A 16,100-nucleotide genomic window follows, 5' to 3' on the forward strand; every position below is an offset into this window, starting at 1 on the left:
CGCTGTCACTCCCAACCGGCCTGGTAGAGCGTGCCATGAGCCTTGTCCAAGGCCGCGCGCACGGCCGGCGAGTGCTGGTAGATGTCGACGAACTTGGCCAGGCGAAGGTCATTCCTGCTCTGTGGGCGAATGACGAACTGAATCACGTATTCCTTGTTCTCCAGACCATCGAAAAGCAGGGCCGAGGTGGCGTCAAAACTGTTGGCCAGCCGAATGTAGGCGGGGTAGCCCTGCACCAGGTCCGCGTCGTCATACGCCCGTACCAACTGGACCGCTTCGACCTGAATGATCTTGAGCTCCTTCGGGTTGGCCGTGATGTCCTGTTCTGTGGCCTTGTAGCCCACGCCAGGTTTTAGCGTGATCAAGCCGGCCTTGGCCAGCAGTTGCAGGCCTCGCCCGCTGTTGATCGGGTCGTTGGCGATTGCGACGCTCGCCCCTTCGGGCAGGTCGGCGAAGCTTTTGTAGCGCTTGGAATACAGGCCCACGTTGTTGATGATGCCTGGGGCGTAGGGCACCAGATCGAAACCGGCAGCAGCCTTGGCGTTTTCCAGAAAGGGAATGTGCTGGAAGTAGTTCACGTCGATGTCGCCACTGTTGAGGCTGACATTGGGGGCTATCCAGTCGCTGAATTCGATCAACTTCACCTCAAGCCCCTGCTTGTGCGCCTCTTCGACGGCGGCTTCCAGCGGGATGGCGAAGGCTGACGTGGTGCCGATCTTCAACGGCTGTTCGGCCAGGGCTGCGCTGGAGAAGCCCAAGGCAATAACGGTGGCCGCAACGGGACGAATTAGTTTTTCAAGCATGGTGCAGGGCTCCGGTGAAAGCGGGGGCAGGCGCAAAGCGGTAGGCCGAGCCAGGATGGTCGGCTGGCAGGTAGGGATGGTCGGTTGCGAACAGCTTTTCGCGCAGCGTGCCGCCGGCGTAGGCGGTCTTGTAGCAGCCGCGCGCCTGTAATTGCGGAATCACCAGGTCGATGAAGTCCTCGAAGCTTTCCGGTGTAACGGTGCGGGTCAGGTTGAAGCCGTCCAGGCCGGTTTCATCGGCCCACGCAATCAGCTCAGCAGCCACTTGCGCGGGGTCGCCGATCAAGGTGACGTAGCGACCACCCAAGGCGTGCTGTTGCAGCAGGCGGCGTCGGGTCCAGGCATTGTCCTGAAGTTGGCGAGTGGCCGACTGGATGGCGTTGCCTTGGCTAAAGGCAATCGGCTCGTCCAGATCGAAGGCCGCAAAGTCGATGCCGGTGGAGGCGGCGAAATGCGCGACGCCGGCTTCGGGGCTGGCATGGCGCAGGTATTCAGCGTGCTTGGCCAGGGCTTGTTGCTCGGTGGGCGCCACGATCACCGTGATGCCCATGAAGACCTTGACTGCCATTGGGTCGCGACCCGCAGCTCTGGCAGCGGCGCGCACCTTGTCCACCTGGGCGCGGGTTGAAGCCTTGTCCTGGCCGCTGATGAACACGCACTCGGCATGGTTGCCCGCAAACGTCAGCCCGCGCGGTGAGCTGCCAGCCTGAAACAGTACCGGTGTCCGTTGTGGCGACGGTTCGCACAGGTGGTAGCCCTCTACATCGTAGAACTCCCCGTGGTGGCGAACCTTGCGCACTTTGTCGGGGCGCGCATAGATGCGCTGGCCGCGATCAGCCAGCACGGCATCATCGGCCCAGCTTCCCTCAAGCAGCTGGTACAGCACCTTGAGGTATTCATCGGCCTGGTCGTAGCGACGGTCATGCTCGGGCTGCTGGGTCAGGCCCATGGCGCGCGCAGCGCTGTCCAGATAACCGGTGACGATGTTCCAGCCGACTCGCCCATTGCTCAGGTGATCCAGGGTCGAGAGGCGGCGAGCGAAGAGATAAGGCGCTTCATACGTGAGGTTGGCCGTGAGGCCGAAACCGAGGTTGCGGGTAACGGCGGCCATGGCGGACACCAGCAGCAGAGGGTCGTTGACCGGCAACTGGATGGATTCCTTCAACGGCACCTCCAGCGACTGGCCGTAGACATCGTAGGTGCCGACGATGTCGGCAATGAACAATCCGTCGAACAGGCCCCGCTCCAGCAGGCGCGCCAGGTCGGTCCAGTATTCGAGGGTCTTGTACTGGGTCGAAGTATCGCGCGGGTGCGTCCACAGGCCATGGTTGATATGCCCCACGCAGTTCATGTTGAAGGCATTGAGCAGGATCTGCCGGGCCATCAGAGGGTCCCCCGGCGCGGTGGGTTTTGCTCGTTGAGGTAGTAGTTGCCGATGGCGTGGTACTTCCAGCGCACTGGGTCGTGCAATGTGTGCACCCGGGCATTGCGCCAGTGGCGGTCGAGGTTGTGTTCGGCCAGCGTGGCCTGACTGCCACCGAGCTCGAACAGCGTGGTGCCGGCGGACAGGGCGATTTCGGTGCTGATGGCCCGTGCCTCTGCCACGGCAATGGACGCTGCGGCTACGGTTTCGGCCGTGCTGTCGTCACGCGCGCTGTCTAGGTAATGGCCTGCGCGTTCGAGCAAGGCTTCGGCAGCGTGCAGGCGGATGGCGAGTTGGCCGAAGTGCTTGACGGTCAGCGGATCGTCGCTCGCCTGCTCGACGCCTGAATCCACCCATGGCCGGCTGCGGGTCCGCACGAAATGCAAGGCGTCCTCATAGGCTGCACGGGCGATGCCGGTATCGATGGCCGCATGAAGAATTTGCGCCAGCGGGCCTACCGGGGTAGGGCGCTCGAACACGCTCTGAAACGGTACGACGTCCTGTGCGCTGACAGGCACGTTATCGAACACCACCGAGCCGCTGCCGGTGGTGCGCTGGCCGAAGCCACTCCAGTCGTCGATCACTTGCAGGCCGGGGCTGTCGGCAGGCACGAATGCCAGGTGCTGGACGCCTTGGTCATCGACCACCGAGGTGGGTATGCGCTGGGCGTATAGCGCACCCGTGGCGTAGAACTTGCGGCCATTGATGCGAAAGCCTTCGCCTTCGCGGCTCAGCCGTGTAGTGCGGTCATTGGCTGTTTTGGTGCCCAGTTCTGCCAGGGCATTGCCAAACCGCCGACCTGCCAGCACCTCGGCGTACAGACGCTGCTGCTGCTCGGGCGTACCGTTTACTCGTAGCACTTCCAAGGCATAGAAATGGTTTTGCGGAATCTGCCCGAGCGAGCCGTCGGCCTGCGCGATGATGGCGATGACCTTGGCCAGGGTGACGTTGGATACGCCCGCCCCGCCGTAGGCCTTGGGGACGCTGATACCCCACAGGCCCGAGCGTGTGAACAGCGCCAGCTCAGGGTGTGGCAGACGCCGTTCACGGTCGCGCGCCGCGCTGTCGGGGCGTAGCTGTCGGGCGATGTCCAAGGCAACGGCCAGGGCTTCGCCGTCGCTGGTAATGATGCGTGTGGTCATGGTGTGTCTCCGGTGCCCCGGGCCGCGCAGCGGCCCAGGAGGCTACCAATCAGATCCAGGAATGCCGCGCGGGCAGGGTGCCGTTGAGGTGGTACGCGCCAACCGCGTGGTATTTCCAGCGCACCGGGTCGTGCAGCGTGTGCACGCGGGCGTTGCGCCAGTGGCGGTCGAGGTTGAACTCGGCCAGGGTGGCGCGGCTGCCGGCGAGTTCGAACAGTTTCTCGCTGGCCTGCAGGGCAATCTCGGTGGTCAGTACCTTGGCCTCGGCCACCGCAATCGACGCGCGGGCGGCCGACTCGGCATCCACCGTGCCTGCGTTGACCTCGTCCAGCACCTGCCCGGCCCGGCGCAGCAGCGCCTCGGCGGCATGCAGTTCAAGCTTCAGGCGGCCGATGTCTGCAATGACATAGAGGTCGTCGCTGGCGCGGTCTACCTGGGCTTCGATCCAGGGGCGCGACTTTGTGCGCACGAAAGCAATGGCGTCATCGATGGCGGCCTCGGCAATGCCTGCGTCAATGGCCGCCTGGATGAGCTGCGAGGCGGCGCCCTGGGTATTGGGTACCTCGCGCTGGCGCCAGTTGTCGATGACCAGATCTGCTTCTACCGGAACGTCATCGAGCAGTACCGTGCCGCTGGCCGTGGTGCGCTGACCGAAACCCGACCAATCGTCGACGATGCGTAGCCCGGGTGTGCCGCGGCGTACGAAGGCCAAGCGCTGGCGACCTTCCTCATCCAGCGCCTTGACTGCCACCCAGTGGGCGAACAACGCGCCGGTGGAATAGAACTTCTCACCACTGATGCGATAGCCGTCCCCTGCGCGGTTGATGCGTGCCTTGAGGGTAAGGGTGTCCTTGGTTCCGCGCTCCGGGCCCGCATTACCGATGCGCCAGCCGTCCAACACGCTGCGAAACAGCACGGCCTGTTGCGACGGCGTGGCTGTCAGGCGCAGCAGTTGCAGCATGCCGAACTGGTTCTGCGGGATCTGCCCCAGTGCAGGGTCGGCAGCACTGATCAGGCGGAACACTTCGGCCACGGTTTCAAACGACACCTCGGGGCCGCCGTAGGCCTTGGGAACGCTGATGCTTCCCAGGCCACTGCGGGTGAACAGTTCGATCTCGGCCCAGGGCAGTTCGCGTTGCTGATCCCGACGGGCAGCGTGTTCGCGCGCGACAGCGGCGACTTCACGTGCAGCCTGCAGCGCTTGGGCATCGCTGCGCAGGACCTTGGCTGGCAGCACGGGCGGTGCGCTGTCGAGCACGCTGCGAGGGGGAATAAGGGCTTGGCTGGACATCAGTGCCGCTCCTTGGCTGCACGCAATGCCCTGGCGTTATGCACTGGGATGATGGTGATCCTGACCATTGCTGACCTCACATGTGGGTTATGCCGCTACAGCTGATCGCGACAGACGTATGCTGGTCCGGTGGTCCGGTATATATACCGTAAAGGTTTATAAAATATTTATGAACTAACGGTTTGGAATATATATAGAAGCGTGTCGCCTGCCACCAGGCGACATGGATTCAGGCGTGAGCTCAGTGACGGCTGTGCTTTTACAATGCGGGCTGGCTTTGCCGGCTTACTCAGAAGCAGCCGTGCCCAGAAACTTGCGCAGAAACTGCCGCGTGCGCTCCTGTTGCGGCGCCGCGAACAAGGCTTTGGCCTCACCTTGCTCCACGATCACACCCTTGTCGAAGAAGATGACCCGGTTGGCCACGTCGCGAGCGAAGCTCATTTCATGGGTAACGATGATCATGGTGCGTTTTTCTTCCGCCAGGCTGCGAATGGTCGCCAGTACCTCGCCTACCAGCTCCGGGTCCAGGGCCGAGGTGGGTTCATCGAACAGAATCACCTCCGGCTCCATGGCCAAGGCACGGGCAATGGCCACCCGCTGCTGCTGGCCCCCGGACAGGCGACGCGGGTAGGCGTCTTCCTTGCCTGCCAGGCCCACCTTGGCCAATAGACGCCGGCCAAGGTCCACCGCTTGGTCGCGCGGTGTTTTCTTGACGATCACCGGCCCTTCGATGACGTTCTCCAAGGCCGTGCGGTGGGGAAACAGGTTGAAGTTCTGGAACACGAAGCCTGCCTGTTGGCGCAGGCGACGTATCGCGCTGTGTTGCGGGCCGAGGGGCCGGTCGGCATCGATGCTGATGGCGCCGATCTTGATCTGCCCGGCATCGGGCGTTTCCAGCAGGTTCAAGCACCGCAGGAAGGTGGTCTTGCCCGACCCGCTGGGGCCGATGATCGCCACCACTTCACCCGGCTGCACCGTCACATCGATGCCATCGAGCACGGTCAGGCCCTTGAAGCGTTTGGTCAGGCCTTTGACTTCAATCATGCTCAGTGCTCCTGATCATGTTGGTTGACCCGCGCTTCCATGCGGTTCTGGAAGTAGGCCAGGATACTGCACAGCACCCAGTAGACCACGGCCACTGCCACGTACATGGTGAACACCTCGAAGGTACGTGCCGTGATCAACTGGGCCTGACGGAACAGCTCCGGCACCTGGATGGTGGCGGCCAGCGCAGTGTCCTTGACCAGCGAGATGAAGCTGTTGCCCAACGGCGGCAACGCGGTGCGCAGCGCCTGGGGCAGGATCGCCCGGCGCATGGCCTGCACGCGGGTCATGCCGATGCTGGCTGCTGCTTCCCACTGCCCACGGTCGATGGAAGCGATCGCGGCGCGCAGGATCTCGCAGATGTAGGCGGCCATGTTCAATGACAGCCCGATCAGCGAGGCGGGGATCGGGTCGAGCTCGATACCGATCTGGGGCATGCCGAAGTAGATGACGAACAGCTGCACCAGCAGGGGCGTGCCACGGAAGAACGATACGTATATCCGTGCCAGCCAGTTGAGCGGCAGCACTTTGGACAAACGCATCAACGCCAGGGCAAAGCCCAGCACCAATCCGAAGAACATGCCCCCTACGCTGAGCAGCACGGTGTAACCCGCACCCTTGAGCAGAAAGGGTGCGGAGTCGGCGACCAGTTGCAGGCTTTCAGCGATCATCGGGTGACGTCAGCACCGAAGTACTTTTCGGACAGCTTGGTCAGCGTCCCGTCCGCCTTGAGCTTGTCGATGGCCCTGTTGATGGCGTCCAGCAGTTCAGGTTCGCCCTTGCGCATGGCAACCCCGCTCTCCAGTCGCGAGAACGCATCGCCCGCCAGTTGCGTATCCTTGGCTTTCTGCGCGTATTCAAGTGCAGCCAGGCGATCGATCAGGATGGCATCGATGCGGCCGTTGCGCAGGTCGGCAAACTTGCTGGGGTCGTCTTCATAGGTGCGCACTTCGGCCTTGGGCACATCCTGTTTGACCCATTGCTCGTAGTTGGTACCCAGGCCTACACCGACTTTCTTGCCTGCCAGGTCCTGAGCGCCCTTGATGCCGAGCTGGTCAGCCTTCTTCTTCAGCACCAGCGCCTGGATACCCGAGACGGTATAGGGTTCGGAGAAATCGTATTTCTTCTTGCGCTCCTCGGAAATCGTGACCTGGTTGACGACGATGTCCAGCCGCTTGGATTCCAGCGCAGCCAGGATACCGTCCCATTTGGTCGGCTGGATCTTGGCCTTTACGCCGAGCTCCTTGGCCAGCAATTCGGACAGCTCCACTTCGAAGCCGGTCAGCTTGCCGTTTTCATCCTGGAAGCTGAAGGGTGGGTATGTGCCTTCAAGGCCGACGTTGATCACGCCTTTTTCCTGGATGGTCTTCAACTCTTCGCCGGCAAAGGCCTGGCCAAGCAGGCCTGTGCCCAGCAGCAGGGCCAGGCTGGCATTGAGTAGCGGTTTGGCGAACTTCGACATGTCTGAGCCCCGAGCGTGTTGTGAATGAAGTGATGGCGACTATAGGGTTGGATGCGCAGCGCCGGAAATAGTCAAAAATTATCGCACTTTGCCTATTTATGCGTTTGGAAATTGTCCATTGATCTTGAGGGTAGGCGAGGCTGGCATGGCTGTCATTGCTCTGGCGGTCCAATCCAGTGTCAGGAAAGAGGGTGAGGCCTGTTCCAGGGCGCTTGCCCGCAAAATGACGGCATCGACAATAGAACAGATAGCCTAGAAGGCAGGAGAACACACCGTGAGCGAACAACCCGCCTCCGGGCACTGGCAACTGCAGGGGATCGTGGCCGGCTTGCGCGGTGCCCGTGAGCAATGGCGCACCCGCAATGGCCGCAGCAGCGGCGAGCAAGGTGGCCGGGAGCTGCCCTCGCGCGAAGCGGTGCGACAGATCCTTGAACAGCTCTGCGGCGCGCTGTTTCCCATGCGCCTCGGGCCAGTGGACCTGCGCGAGGAGAGCGAGGATTTTTATGTCGGCCACACCCTGGACGCCGCGCTCAATGCGTTGTTGGTGCAGGCGCGTCTGGAACTGCGCTACGCCGCTCGGCAAGGCAAGGAGGACCTGGCGGGTGTCGATGCCCATGCCCTGAAGCTGATCCAGGGCTTTGCCGCAGCGCTGCCGGGCATGCGTGTACTGCTCGATACCGACGTGCTGGCGGCCTATCACGGCGACCCGGCGGCACGCAGTGTCGATGAAGTGCTGCTGTGCTATCCCGGCATCCTGGCGATCATCCATCACCGCCTGGCCCATCACCTGTACACGGCCGGGCTGCCACTGTTGGCACGAATCAGTTCTGAGCTGGCCCACTCGGCAACGGGTATCGATATCCATCCTGGGGCCCAGATCGGCCCAAGCTTCTTCATCGACCACGGTACCGGCGTGGTGATCGGCGAAACCGCGATCATCGGCGAGCGCGTGCGGATTTATCAGGCGGTGACCCTTGGCGCCAAGCGCTTCCCGAGCGATGAGTCCGGCACGTTGCACAAGGGCTTGGCCCGTCACCCGATCGTCGAAGATGACGTGGTGATCTATGCCGGCGCTACCGTACTGGGGCGTATCACTATCGGGCAGGGTTCCACCATCGGTGGCAACGTCTGGTTGACGCGCAGTGTGCCGCCGCACAGCAACATTACCCAGGCCAACCTGCAGCTCGATTGTCAGGACAAACAGTGACCCTGGACGGTGCCTTGGGTAGGCACCAGACCGTCACATGCCCCTTTGCAGCCAGGGGTCGACAGGGCAAGTAAGGCTGCCCAAACAGTACTTCCAGGGCATTACCAATCGGCGCTCCAATTAGCAATGAGGCTCAAACCATGTTTAACTTGAACGCTTGTTCAATTAAAAAAACGCTGGTCCGCTGCCGGTGTTCATCAGGAGGATTCCTTTGCTGAACCCGTTAATTATGCGTCTTTCGTCCTTTGACGAGGTGCCCACGCCATGAGTGCACCGACCCCTTCGCTTGCCCCTGGCAAGATCCGCATGAACCCCCCGGTGTTCTATTTTGCGGCAAGTTTCATCCTCATCTTTGGCCTTGTGGTCATCATCAACCCGGAGAGTGCAGGCCAGTGGTTGCTGGCGGCGCAGAACTGGGCTGCCAACACGGTAGGCTGGTACTACATGCTGGCGATGACGCTGTATCTGGTCTTCGTGGTGGTCACCGCCGTATCCGGCTACGGCAAGATCAAGCTCGGTGCCGACCACGACGAACCCGAATTCAGCTACCTGTCATGGGCGGGCATGCTGTTCGCTGCGGGGATCAGCATCACGCTGTTCTTCTTCTGCGTCTCGGAACCGCTTACCCACATGCTGCAACCACCCCAGGGTGAAGGGGGTACGGCTGAGGCGGGTCGGCAGGCGATGCAGATCCTGTTCCTGCATTGGGGCCTGCACGGTTGGGGTGTCTTTGCCTTCGTCGGCATGGCGCTGGCTTATTTCGCCTACCGGCACAACCTGCCGCTGGCCTTGCGCTCTGCGCTCTACCCGCTAATCGGCAAGCGCATCAACGGGCCTATCGGCTATGCGGTCGACGGCTTCGGCATCATCGCCACGGTATTCGGCCTGGGGGCCGACATGGGCTTTGGCGTGCTGCACCTCAACGCCGGCCTGGATTACCTGTTCGGCATCAGCCACAGCCAGTGGGTGCAGGTGGTGCTGATCACGCTGATGATGGGCGCGGCGGTAGCCGTGGCAGTAGCCGGTGTGGAAAAAGGCGTACGGGTGATGAGCGACATCAACCTGTTCCTGGCCTGTTCGCTTTTGCTCTTCGTGTTGTTCGCAGGCCCCACCCAGCACCTGTTCAACACCCTTATCCAGAACCTGGGCGATTATTTGGGTGCCTTGCCGCGCAAGAGCTTCGATGTCTATGCCTATGGCGATAACCGTGAGTGGCTGGGCGGCTGGACGGTGTTCTACTGGGCCTGGTGGATCGCGTGGGCGCCGTTCGTGGGCTTGTTCATCGCGCGCATCTCCCGTGGGCGGACCATTCGCGAGTTCGTCTTCGGTGTGCTGCTGATTCCGCTTGGCTTCACCCTGGCGTGGATGTCGATCTTCGGCAACAGCGCACTGGACCAGGTCATCAATCACGGCATGACCGCGCTGGGCCAGGCCGCGTTGGACAACCCGTCCATGAGCCTGTACCTGCTGCTGGAGACCTACCCGTGGAGCAAGGCGGTGATTGCCATGACGGTGTTCGTCAGCTTCGTGTTCTTCGTGACGTCGGCAGACTCCGGTACCGTGGTGCTGTCCACGCTGTCGGCGACCGGCGGCGATGCAGACGAGGACGGCCCGAACTGGCTGCGCATCTTCTGGGGCGCGATGACGGCACTGGTGACCAGTGCCTTGCTGTTCGCCGGCAGCATCGACTCGCTGAAGTCAGCGGTGGTGCTCACCTCGTTGCCCTTCTCGCTGATCCTGTTGTGCATGATGTGGGGGCTGCACAAGGCCTTCTACCTGGAGTCGCAGCGCCAGATCGCGCAGATGCATTCGCTGGCTCCCTTCGCCCAGTCACGCCGAGGCCGTGGGGGTTGGCGCCAGCGCTTGAGCCAGGCGGTGCATTTCCCTTCGCGGGACGAGGTGTACCGGTTCATGGACGATGTTGTGCGCCCGGCCATTGCCGATGTGCGTGAGGTGTTCGAGCAGAAAGGGCTGGTGCTGATCACCCAGGACGACCCGAGCCATGACAACGTCAGCTTGAAAGTCGGCCATGGCGATGAACAGCCGTTCATCTACCAGGTGCAGATGCGCGGTTACTTCACGCCCTCGTTCGCCCGTGGTGGCCTGGGTGCCCATGAGTTGAAGAACCGTCGCTATTACCGGGCGGAGGTCTACCTCAGCGAAGGCAGCCAGAATTACGACCTGGTGGGCTACAGCAAGGAACAGATCATCAACGACATCCTCGACCAGTACGAACGGCACATGCAGTTCCTGCATTTGGTGCGCTGATCGCCCCGTCCTGGAAGGGCGAGCCTCATGGCTCGGCCTTCCAGGATCGCCCCGCCTCTCTCCGACTAAGCGCCCTCCGGCTAATAGGGCGCATCGCCCAGAATGGTTGCCCTGTGCATCACCCGCCGGTTCGGCCGGTAGTCGTCCACTGCGTAATGCTGGGTGACGCGGTTGTCCCAGAACGCTACGTCGTTTTCCTGCCAGCGCCAGCGGATCGTGAACTCTGGCCGGGTGGCATGAGCGAAAAGAAGCTTCAGCAGTGCCTCACTTTCCGATTCGCTCAATTCATTGATGCGCGTGGTGAACCCCTCGTTGACGAACAGTGCCTGGCGCCCGCTGGCTGGATGCGTGCGTACCACCGGATGAGATAAGGGTGGGTTTTCACGCCGGGTCTGCTCCCAGCGCGCCAGATCCTGCGGAGTTGTGCCAAAGCGCTCCAACGGGAATGACTTGGTGAAGTCGTGGGTCGCCGTCAGCCCGACCAGCATCGCCTGCAGCGGCGCTGACAATCCCTCGAAAGCTGCAATGCCACTGGCCCACAGGGTATCGCCGCCATAGGCCGGCAAGTGCTTGGCACTGAGCACTGCGCCCAGGGCCGGTGTCGGCAGAAAGGTCACGTCGGTGTGCCAAACGGCGTTGTCGCGGACGTCAGTGACCGCAGTATCGAGCACCAGCACCTGGGGCGTATCGGGTACGTTGGGGTAGATGGGGTGGATGTGCAGGTCGCCAAAGCGGGCGGCAAAACGCGCCTGCTGGGCGGGGGCGATGGGCTGGTCGCGGAAGAACAGCACCTGATGGCGAAGCAACGCGTGTTCTATGGCGTCGCGCACCTCGTCGCTGATGTCGCGGGCAAGGTCCACGCCGCCGATCTGTGCGCCCAGCGCCGGGCTGAGTGGGGTAATGGTCAGGCTCATGTCGGTCTCTTCAGGCAGGCGCCCTTGCGGGCGCACGAGCGGTAGGGTTCAGTGGCTTTGCCCGTGCCAGGGCACCAGTCGGCGTTGCAGCGCGCGCAGGCTCATCTCCAGCGCGAACGCGATCAGCGCGATCAGCAGGATGCCCAGCACCACCACATCGGTGACCAGAAATTGCGCGGCCGACTGCACCATGAAGCCAAGGCCGCTGGTGGCGGCGATCAGTTCGGCCGCTACCAGCGTCGACCAACCGACGCCCAGGCCAATCCGAATGCCTGTCAGAATGTCGGGCAGCGCACTGGGCAGGATCACGTGACGAATCAGCTGGGCCCTGGTCGCACCCAGCGATTGCGCGGCTCGCAGCTTGGCCGGGTCGGTGGTGCGCACGCCCGTGGCAGTGGCGATGGCGATGGGCGCGAAGATCGCCAGGTAGATCAGCAGCACCTTCGACAGCTCGCCGATCCCGCACCAGATGACGATCAGCGGCAAGTAGGCGAGCGGGGGGATAGGCCGGTAGAACTCGATCAACGGGTCGAAGATGCCCCGTGCCACGCGGCTATAACCAATGGCGATACCTATCGGGATGGCCGTGAACACCGCGGCCAGCAATGCTGTGCCGATACGGCCGAGACTGGCGCCAAGGTGCTGCCACAGGCTGGCATCCATGTAGCCTTGGGTGAGCAAGACCCAGGCTTTGGCCGTGATGTCAGCAGGCGAGGGCAGAAACAGGGGCTCGACCCACCCGGCGGCCGTGACCAACCACCACGTCAACACCAGGCTCGCCAGGGTCAATGCGCTGATCCAACGGGTGGGCAGCAAGCGAGCCCCGCTGGCGGCAGGTGCTGATTGAACAGTGGGCTCACTGGCCGCTGGTATATCAATGCTGCTCATGCGCGCTCCTGGGATTGACGGTGGGAAAAGATCCGGGCCAGCACATGCTCGCGCGCTTCGATGAAGCGCGGGTCGGACTTGATCGCCCGCGCCGGCTCGCCGTTGGCGTAACGCTGGCCGAAGTCCAATTGAAGCCGCTCGACGATGCGCCCTGGGCTGGGTGCGAGCAGCACCAACTCAGTGGCGAGAAACACGGCCTCCTCTATGTCATGGGTGATCAGGAACACAGGTTTGTCGGCGCGCTGCCAGATATCCAGCAGCAGCGTCTGCATGTGCTCGCGGGTGAACGCATCCAGGGCACCGAACGGTTCATCCATCAGCAGTACGCCAGGGTCGGCGGCCAATGCACGGGCCAGGCCCACGCGCTGCTTCTGGCCGCCTGAAAGCTGCCATATGCGCCGCTCGGCAAACTCTGCAAGGTCGACCAGGGCGAGCATCTCGCGGGCTCTGGCTTCACGTGCCGCGCGTGGCACGCCGGCCAGTTCCAGGCCGAAGGCGACATTGCCCAGCACGTTCTGCCAGGGCAGTAGGGCATCATCCTGAAAGACCACGCCACGCTCGGCCCCTGGCCCCTGCACGGGCACGCCGTCGAGCGTGATGCGTCCCGCGCTGGGGCTGACGAATCCTGCGATCAGGTTCAGCAACGAGGTCTTCCCGCTGCCCGAGGGCCCAAGCGCCACCAGCAACTGCCGCGGCCCTACGCTCAGGGTGATGTCGGCCAGCACCGGGCTCGCGGCACCAGGGTACTGTGCGCTGATGCGCTCCAGTTCGAGCAAGGCCATGTCAGGCTCCTGTCATTGGCTGCAAATTCAGTGGGGGAGGTACTGGGCACTGACGTAGGGGCTGTAGTCCGGCAATACGGCCTCGACCTTGCCTTGCTGCTTGAGGAACGTGGCCGTGTCGGTCAGGGCCTGGGTAGTGGGCGCACCCAGGGCGCTGGCCTGGTCTGCGGCCAGCGGGTAGACGTTGCCTTGCAGCAACACCGGGATGTCCGAAGGCTTGGCGCCGGACAGCTTGGCCAACTTGGCGACGTTGTCCTGGTTCGCCAGCCAGGCTTGTGGGTCCTTTCGGTAGTCGGCATACGCCTGCAGGGTGACCTGCGCGAAGGCCCTGACCACGTCGGGGTGCTTGGATGCGAAGTCCTTGCGCACGATCCAGGCGTCGAAGGTGGGGGCCCCTGCCTTGCCCAGCTCGCCCGAGGTGATCAGCACCTTGCCGGTTTCCTTCGCCACGCCCAGCGCAGGATCCCAGACATAGGTGGCGTCGATGTCGCCACGTTTCCATGCCGCGATGATCGCGGGCGGTGTCAGGTTCAGAATCTGCACCTTGGCAGGATCGATGTTCCAGTGCTTGAGTGCTGCCAGCAGGCTGTAGTGTCCGGTCGACACGAAGGGAACGGCGACTTTTTTGCCCACAAGATCGTGGGGTGTCTTGATTTCATCGCGCACCACCAGCGCTTCGCCGGCCCCGATCTGCGTGGCGATCAGGAACGTCTCGATCGGCAGCTTGCGCGTTGCGGCGGCTGCCAATGGGCTGGAGCCCAGATAACCAATCTGCACGTCCCCACTGGCAACGGCGGTGATCACATCGGCACCATTGTCGAACTTGCGCCAGTCGATACTGGCTTTGGTCGCCGTCTCGTAGTCGCCATCGACCTGCGACACCTTGGCAGGATCGACCGTCGTCTGATACGCCACTGTCAAGTCTGACGCCTGGGCCATCCAGCTGGCGCCAGCAAGGGCTAAGGTACTGAGAATTCGCAGGGTGCGGTGCGGGTTCATGGTTAGCTCTCATCGGGTAAAGGATGCATGAGCTAAGGCTAATTGATCTAAAAAACTAAAAATAAATAACTTTTAAGAATTAGCTTAGCGCGTGTTTGGCACCCTTGGTCGATGCTTGACCACGCGCAATGGCAAAATCAGGCGACGCTGCTAGGCTCAGCGTCCCTATAGATCCAATTGGAATGAGGTTATGAGCAAACGATTGCAAATAGCCGGGGGTTATGAGAACCCCCTTGCTACAACAAAATGCAGTAATGGTTCCTTACATATTCCTTAAAAGTCTTACCGATTCACAAAACAGTCATTTTGGATTTATAGGATTGTCATTATCCTGTAGCGTAGGTTGGCGCCTTAGACCAAAGTCGCGAAACGTTTAGAAATGATTGACTAAAGGGTCACGCTTTGGGACTAAATCGCCCATCCACGGTGAGCGGGGCAACAGACCCGGCCGCCTGAGATACACAAAAATTAGAACGTAGAGGAGCAAAGCATGTACAAGTCCAGCCTGGCCATGGCCGTGGCACTGGGTGTTCTCGCCCAACAAGCAGGTGCTGCCGGTTTCGTTGAAGACAGCAAGCTGTCGGTCAGCTCGCGCACCATGTACTTCAATGGCGACAACCGTGACGGCGGCGCCGACAACCGTGAATCGGGCCAGGGCTTCAAACTGGATTACCTGTCCGGTTTCACCCAGGGCACCGTTGGTTTCGGTGTAGACGCCCAGGCTCTGTGGGGCATCCACCTCGATGGCGGCCGTGGCAAACACCCTGACAACAGCAGCTTCTTCCCAAGCGATTCCGACGGCTCCGCCGTCAGCCAGTGGGCTCGCCTGGGTGCCAACGCCAAGGCCAAGTTCTCCAAGACTGAAGTCCATTACGGCAGCGCCCTGGCGCCTAACCTGCCGATCCTGGTCTCCAACGATGGCCGTCTGCTGCCGCAGACCTTCGAAGGTGGCACCCTCCAGTCGAAGGAAATCGACAACCTGACCATCAACGCCGGTCAGCTGACCCACGCCATGGGCCGCGCCTCGAGCAACCGCACCGGCCTGTCGGTCAACGGCGCCTTCCGTGACAGCAACAAGTTCCGCTATGGCGGCCTGGACTACAAGCTCACCCCAGACCTGACCCTGCAGTACTACTACTCGAACCTGGAAGACTTCTACAAGCAGCACTTCCTGGGCGCTACCCACGTCTTCAAGATCGCTGACGACCAGTCGTTCAAGACTGACCTGCGCTACTTCAACAGCAGCAGCGATGGCCGTAACGGTGACTCGGGCTACACCTTCAACAACAACGGCGGCTTTGCCAAGACGCCTGGCGAGGTCGACAACAAGACCTGGTCGGCAATGTTCACCTACACCCTGGGCGGTCACTCGCTCATGCTCGGTCACCAGCGCGTCAACGACGACGGTGGTTTCGTCTGGTTGAACCAGGGTAGCGTGCGCAAGGACGGTTCGCGTTCCTCGCTCGAAGGCGCCGGCGGCGCCAGCTTCTACCTGTTCACCGACAGCATGATCAACCAGTTCGCCAAGGCCGGTGAGAACACCACATTCGGTCAATACGCCTACGATTTCGCGCGCCTCGGCGTACCGGGCCTGAAGGCTTCGGTTTCCTACCTCAAGGGTGAAGACGGCAAGAACGCCAGCGGCAATGGCCACTTCAGCGAGTGGGAACGTGACGCCCGGATCGACTACGTCATCCAGGAAGGCACGTTCAAAGGCCTGGGTGCGAGCCTGCGCCACGGTGTATACCGCGGCACCGGTGAAAGCTCGTTGGCCGATCAGGACCAGACCCGTTTCATCGTGAACTACACTTACAATTTCCTGTAAGCCGTAGCCACATTAAAGAGCCTCGCCTGATGCGAGGCTTTTTTGTGAGCGA

At 62.0% G+C, this 16,100-nt stretch carries 14 protein-coding genes; 3 read left to right on the forward strand and 11 right to left on the reverse strand.

Going from position 1 to position 16,100, the window contains the following annotated elements; translation table 11 throughout:
• Window positions 1-5: 5 nt before the first annotated feature.
• The 7 genes from MOP87_RS00250 to tcyJ form a co-directional block, all read right to left on the reverse strand.
• Window positions 6-803, reverse strand: coding sequence for a MetQ/NlpA family ABC transporter substrate-binding protein (locus tag MOP87_RS00250; protein ID WP_242809989.1), 798 nt, complete (start codon window positions 801-803; stop codon window positions 6-8).
• Complete coding sequence (locus MOP87_RS00255) at window positions 796-2,187, reverse strand: LLM class flavin-dependent oxidoreductase (RefSeq protein WP_145279319.1); 1,392 nt, start codon at window positions 2,185-2,187, stop codon at window positions 796-798. The genes MOP87_RS00250 and MOP87_RS00255 overlap by 8 nt, the downstream gene beginning before the upstream one ends.
• A complete protein-coding gene (locus tag MOP87_RS00260; RefSeq protein WP_125922446.1) occupies window positions 2,187-3,368 on the reverse strand; it encodes an SfnB family sulfur acquisition oxidoreductase in 1,182 nt (393 codons plus the stop codon). The genes MOP87_RS00255 and MOP87_RS00260 overlap by 1 nt, the downstream gene beginning before the upstream one ends.
• A gap of 49 nt (window positions 3,369-3,417) precedes the next feature.
• Complete coding sequence (locus MOP87_RS00265; protein WP_196128498.1) at window positions 3,418-4,659, reverse strand: SfnB family sulfur acquisition oxidoreductase; 1,242 nt, start codon at window positions 4,657-4,659, stop codon at window positions 3,418-3,420.
• A gap of 285 nt (window positions 4,660-4,944) precedes the next feature.
• A complete protein-coding gene (tcyN, locus tag MOP87_RS00270; RefSeq protein ID WP_027914140.1) occupies window positions 4,945-5,703 on the reverse strand; it encodes an L-cystine ABC transporter ATP-binding protein TcyN in 759 nt (252 codons plus the stop codon).
• A gap of 2 nt (window positions 5,704-5,705) precedes the next feature.
• Window positions 5,706-6,374 (reverse strand): cystine ABC transporter permease, encoded by a 669-nt coding sequence (tcyL, locus tag MOP87_RS00275; RefSeq protein ID WP_206405237.1) that lies wholly within the window; start codon window positions 6,372-6,374, stop codon window positions 5,706-5,708.
• Window positions 6,371-7,165, reverse strand: coding sequence for a cystine ABC transporter substrate-binding protein (gene tcyJ, locus MOP87_RS00280; protein ID WP_242809990.1), 795 nt, complete (start codon window positions 7,163-7,165; stop codon window positions 6,371-6,373). The genes tcyL and tcyJ overlap by 4 nt, the downstream gene beginning before the upstream one ends.
• 274 nt (window positions 7,166-7,439) lie before the next feature.
• Between tcyJ and epsC the strand changes: the two genes are divergently transcribed.
• Window positions 7,440-8,372: a serine O-acetyltransferase EpsC gene (gene epsC, locus MOP87_RS00285; protein ID WP_027914137.1), complete on the forward strand. Its 933-nt coding sequence runs from the start codon at window positions 7,440-7,442 to the stop codon at window positions 8,370-8,372.
• A 306-nt stretch (window positions 8,373-8,678) separates the two neighbouring features.
• The gene (betT, locus tag MOP87_RS00290) at window positions 8,679-10,640 is read left to right on the forward strand and encodes a choline transporter BetT (protein ID WP_165919275.1); all 1,962 of its coding nucleotides are present in this window, start codon (window positions 8,679-8,681) and stop codon (window positions 10,638-10,640) included.
• A gap of 80 nt (window positions 10,641-10,720) precedes the next feature.
• On the opposite strand, the gene tauD is transcribed toward betT, so the two are convergent.
• Genes tauD through tauA form a run of 4 tightly spaced genes read right to left on the reverse strand, consistent with a single transcriptional unit; the run spans window position 10,721 to window position 14,223 of the window.
• A complete protein-coding gene (gene tauD, locus MOP87_RS00295; protein ID WP_027914135.1) occupies window positions 10,721-11,554 on the reverse strand; it encodes a taurine dioxygenase in 834 nt (277 codons plus the stop codon).
• A gap of 48 nt (window positions 11,555-11,602) precedes the next feature.
• Window positions 11,603-12,442: a taurine ABC transporter permease TauC gene (tauC, locus tag MOP87_RS00300; protein ID WP_028688185.1), complete on the reverse strand. Its 840-nt coding sequence runs from the start codon at window positions 12,440-12,442 to the stop codon at window positions 11,603-11,605.
• Window positions 12,439-13,224: a taurine ABC transporter ATP-binding subunit gene (gene tauB / locus MOP87_RS00305; RefSeq protein ID WP_145279323.1), complete on the reverse strand. Its 786-nt coding sequence runs from the start codon at window positions 13,222-13,224 to the stop codon at window positions 12,439-12,441. The genes tauC and tauB overlap by 4 nt, the downstream gene beginning before the upstream one ends.
• A 27-nt stretch (window positions 13,225-13,251) precedes the next feature.
• Window positions 13,252-14,223 carry a taurine ABC transporter substrate-binding protein gene (tauA, locus tag MOP87_RS00310; RefSeq protein WP_128611017.1) on the reverse strand — a complete coding sequence of 324 codons (972 nt, stop codon included), beginning with the start codon at window positions 14,221-14,223 and terminating at the stop codon, window positions 13,252-13,254.
• Between the two features lie 490 nt (window positions 14,224-14,713).
• Here tauA and MOP87_RS00315 point away from each other — a divergent pair, with 490 nt between their 5' ends.
• On the forward strand, window positions 14,714-16,048 hold the full coding sequence (locus MOP87_RS00315) for an OprD family porin (protein WP_027914131.1): 1,335 nt from the start codon (window positions 14,714-14,716) through the stop codon (window positions 16,046-16,048).
• The last annotated feature ends 52 nt before the right edge of the window (window positions 16,049-16,100 follow it).

It is taken from the genome of Pseudomonas sp. I3-I5, from assembly GCF_022699445.1.
Taxonomy (GTDB): domain Bacteria; phylum Pseudomonadota; class Gammaproteobacteria; order Pseudomonadales; family Pseudomonadaceae; genus Aquipseudomonas; species Aquipseudomonas fulva.

Excerpts from the sequence above, each read along its gene's own strand:
- MOP87_RS00250 (WP_242809989.1), bottom strand. The coding sequence starts at position 803 with ATGCTTGAAAAACTAATTCGTCCCGTTGCGGCCACCGTTATTGCCTTG.
- MOP87_RS00255 (WP_145279319.1), bottom strand. The coding sequence starts at position 2,187 with ATGGCCCGGCAGATCCTGCTCAATGCCTTCAACATGAACTGCGTGGGG.
- MOP87_RS00260 (WP_125922446.1), bottom strand. The coding sequence starts at position 3,368 with ATGACCACACGCATCATTACCAGCGACGGCGAAGCCCTGGCCGTTGCC.
- MOP87_RS00265 (WP_196128498.1), bottom strand. The coding sequence starts at position 4,659 with ATGTCCAGCCAAGCCCTTATTCCCCCTCGCAGCGTGCTCGACAGCGCA.
- tcyN (WP_027914140.1), bottom strand. The coding sequence starts at position 5,703 with ATGATTGAAGTCAAAGGCCTGACCAAACGCTTCAAGGGCCTGACCGTG.
- tcyL (WP_206405237.1), bottom strand. The coding sequence starts at position 6,374 with ATGATCGCTGAAAGCCTGCAACTGGTCGCCGACTCCGCACCCTTTCTG.
- tcyJ (WP_242809990.1), bottom strand. The coding sequence starts at position 7,165 with ATGTCGAAGTTCGCCAAACCGCTACTCAATGCCAGCCTGGCCCTGCTG.
- betT (WP_165919275.1), top strand. The coding sequence starts at position 8,679 with ATGAACCCCCCGGTGTTCTATTTTGCGGCAAGTTTCATCCTCATCTTT.
- tauD (WP_027914135.1), bottom strand. The coding sequence starts at position 11,554 with ATGAGCCTGACCATTACCCCACTCAGCCCGGCGCTGGGCGCACAGATC.
- tauC (WP_028688185.1), bottom strand. The coding sequence starts at position 12,442 with ATGAGCAGCATTGATATACCAGCGGCCAGTGAGCCCACTGTTCAATCA.
- tauB (WP_145279323.1), bottom strand. The coding sequence starts at position 13,224 with ATGGCCTTGCTCGAACTGGAGCGCATCAGCGCACAGTACCCTGGTGCC.
- tauA (WP_128611017.1), bottom strand. The coding sequence starts at position 14,223 with ATGAACCCGCACCGCACCCTGCGAATTCTCAGTACCTTAGCCCTTGCT.
- MOP87_RS00315 (WP_027914131.1), top strand. The coding sequence starts at position 14,714 with ATGTACAAGTCCAGCCTGGCCATGGCCGTGGCACTGGGTGTTCTCGCC.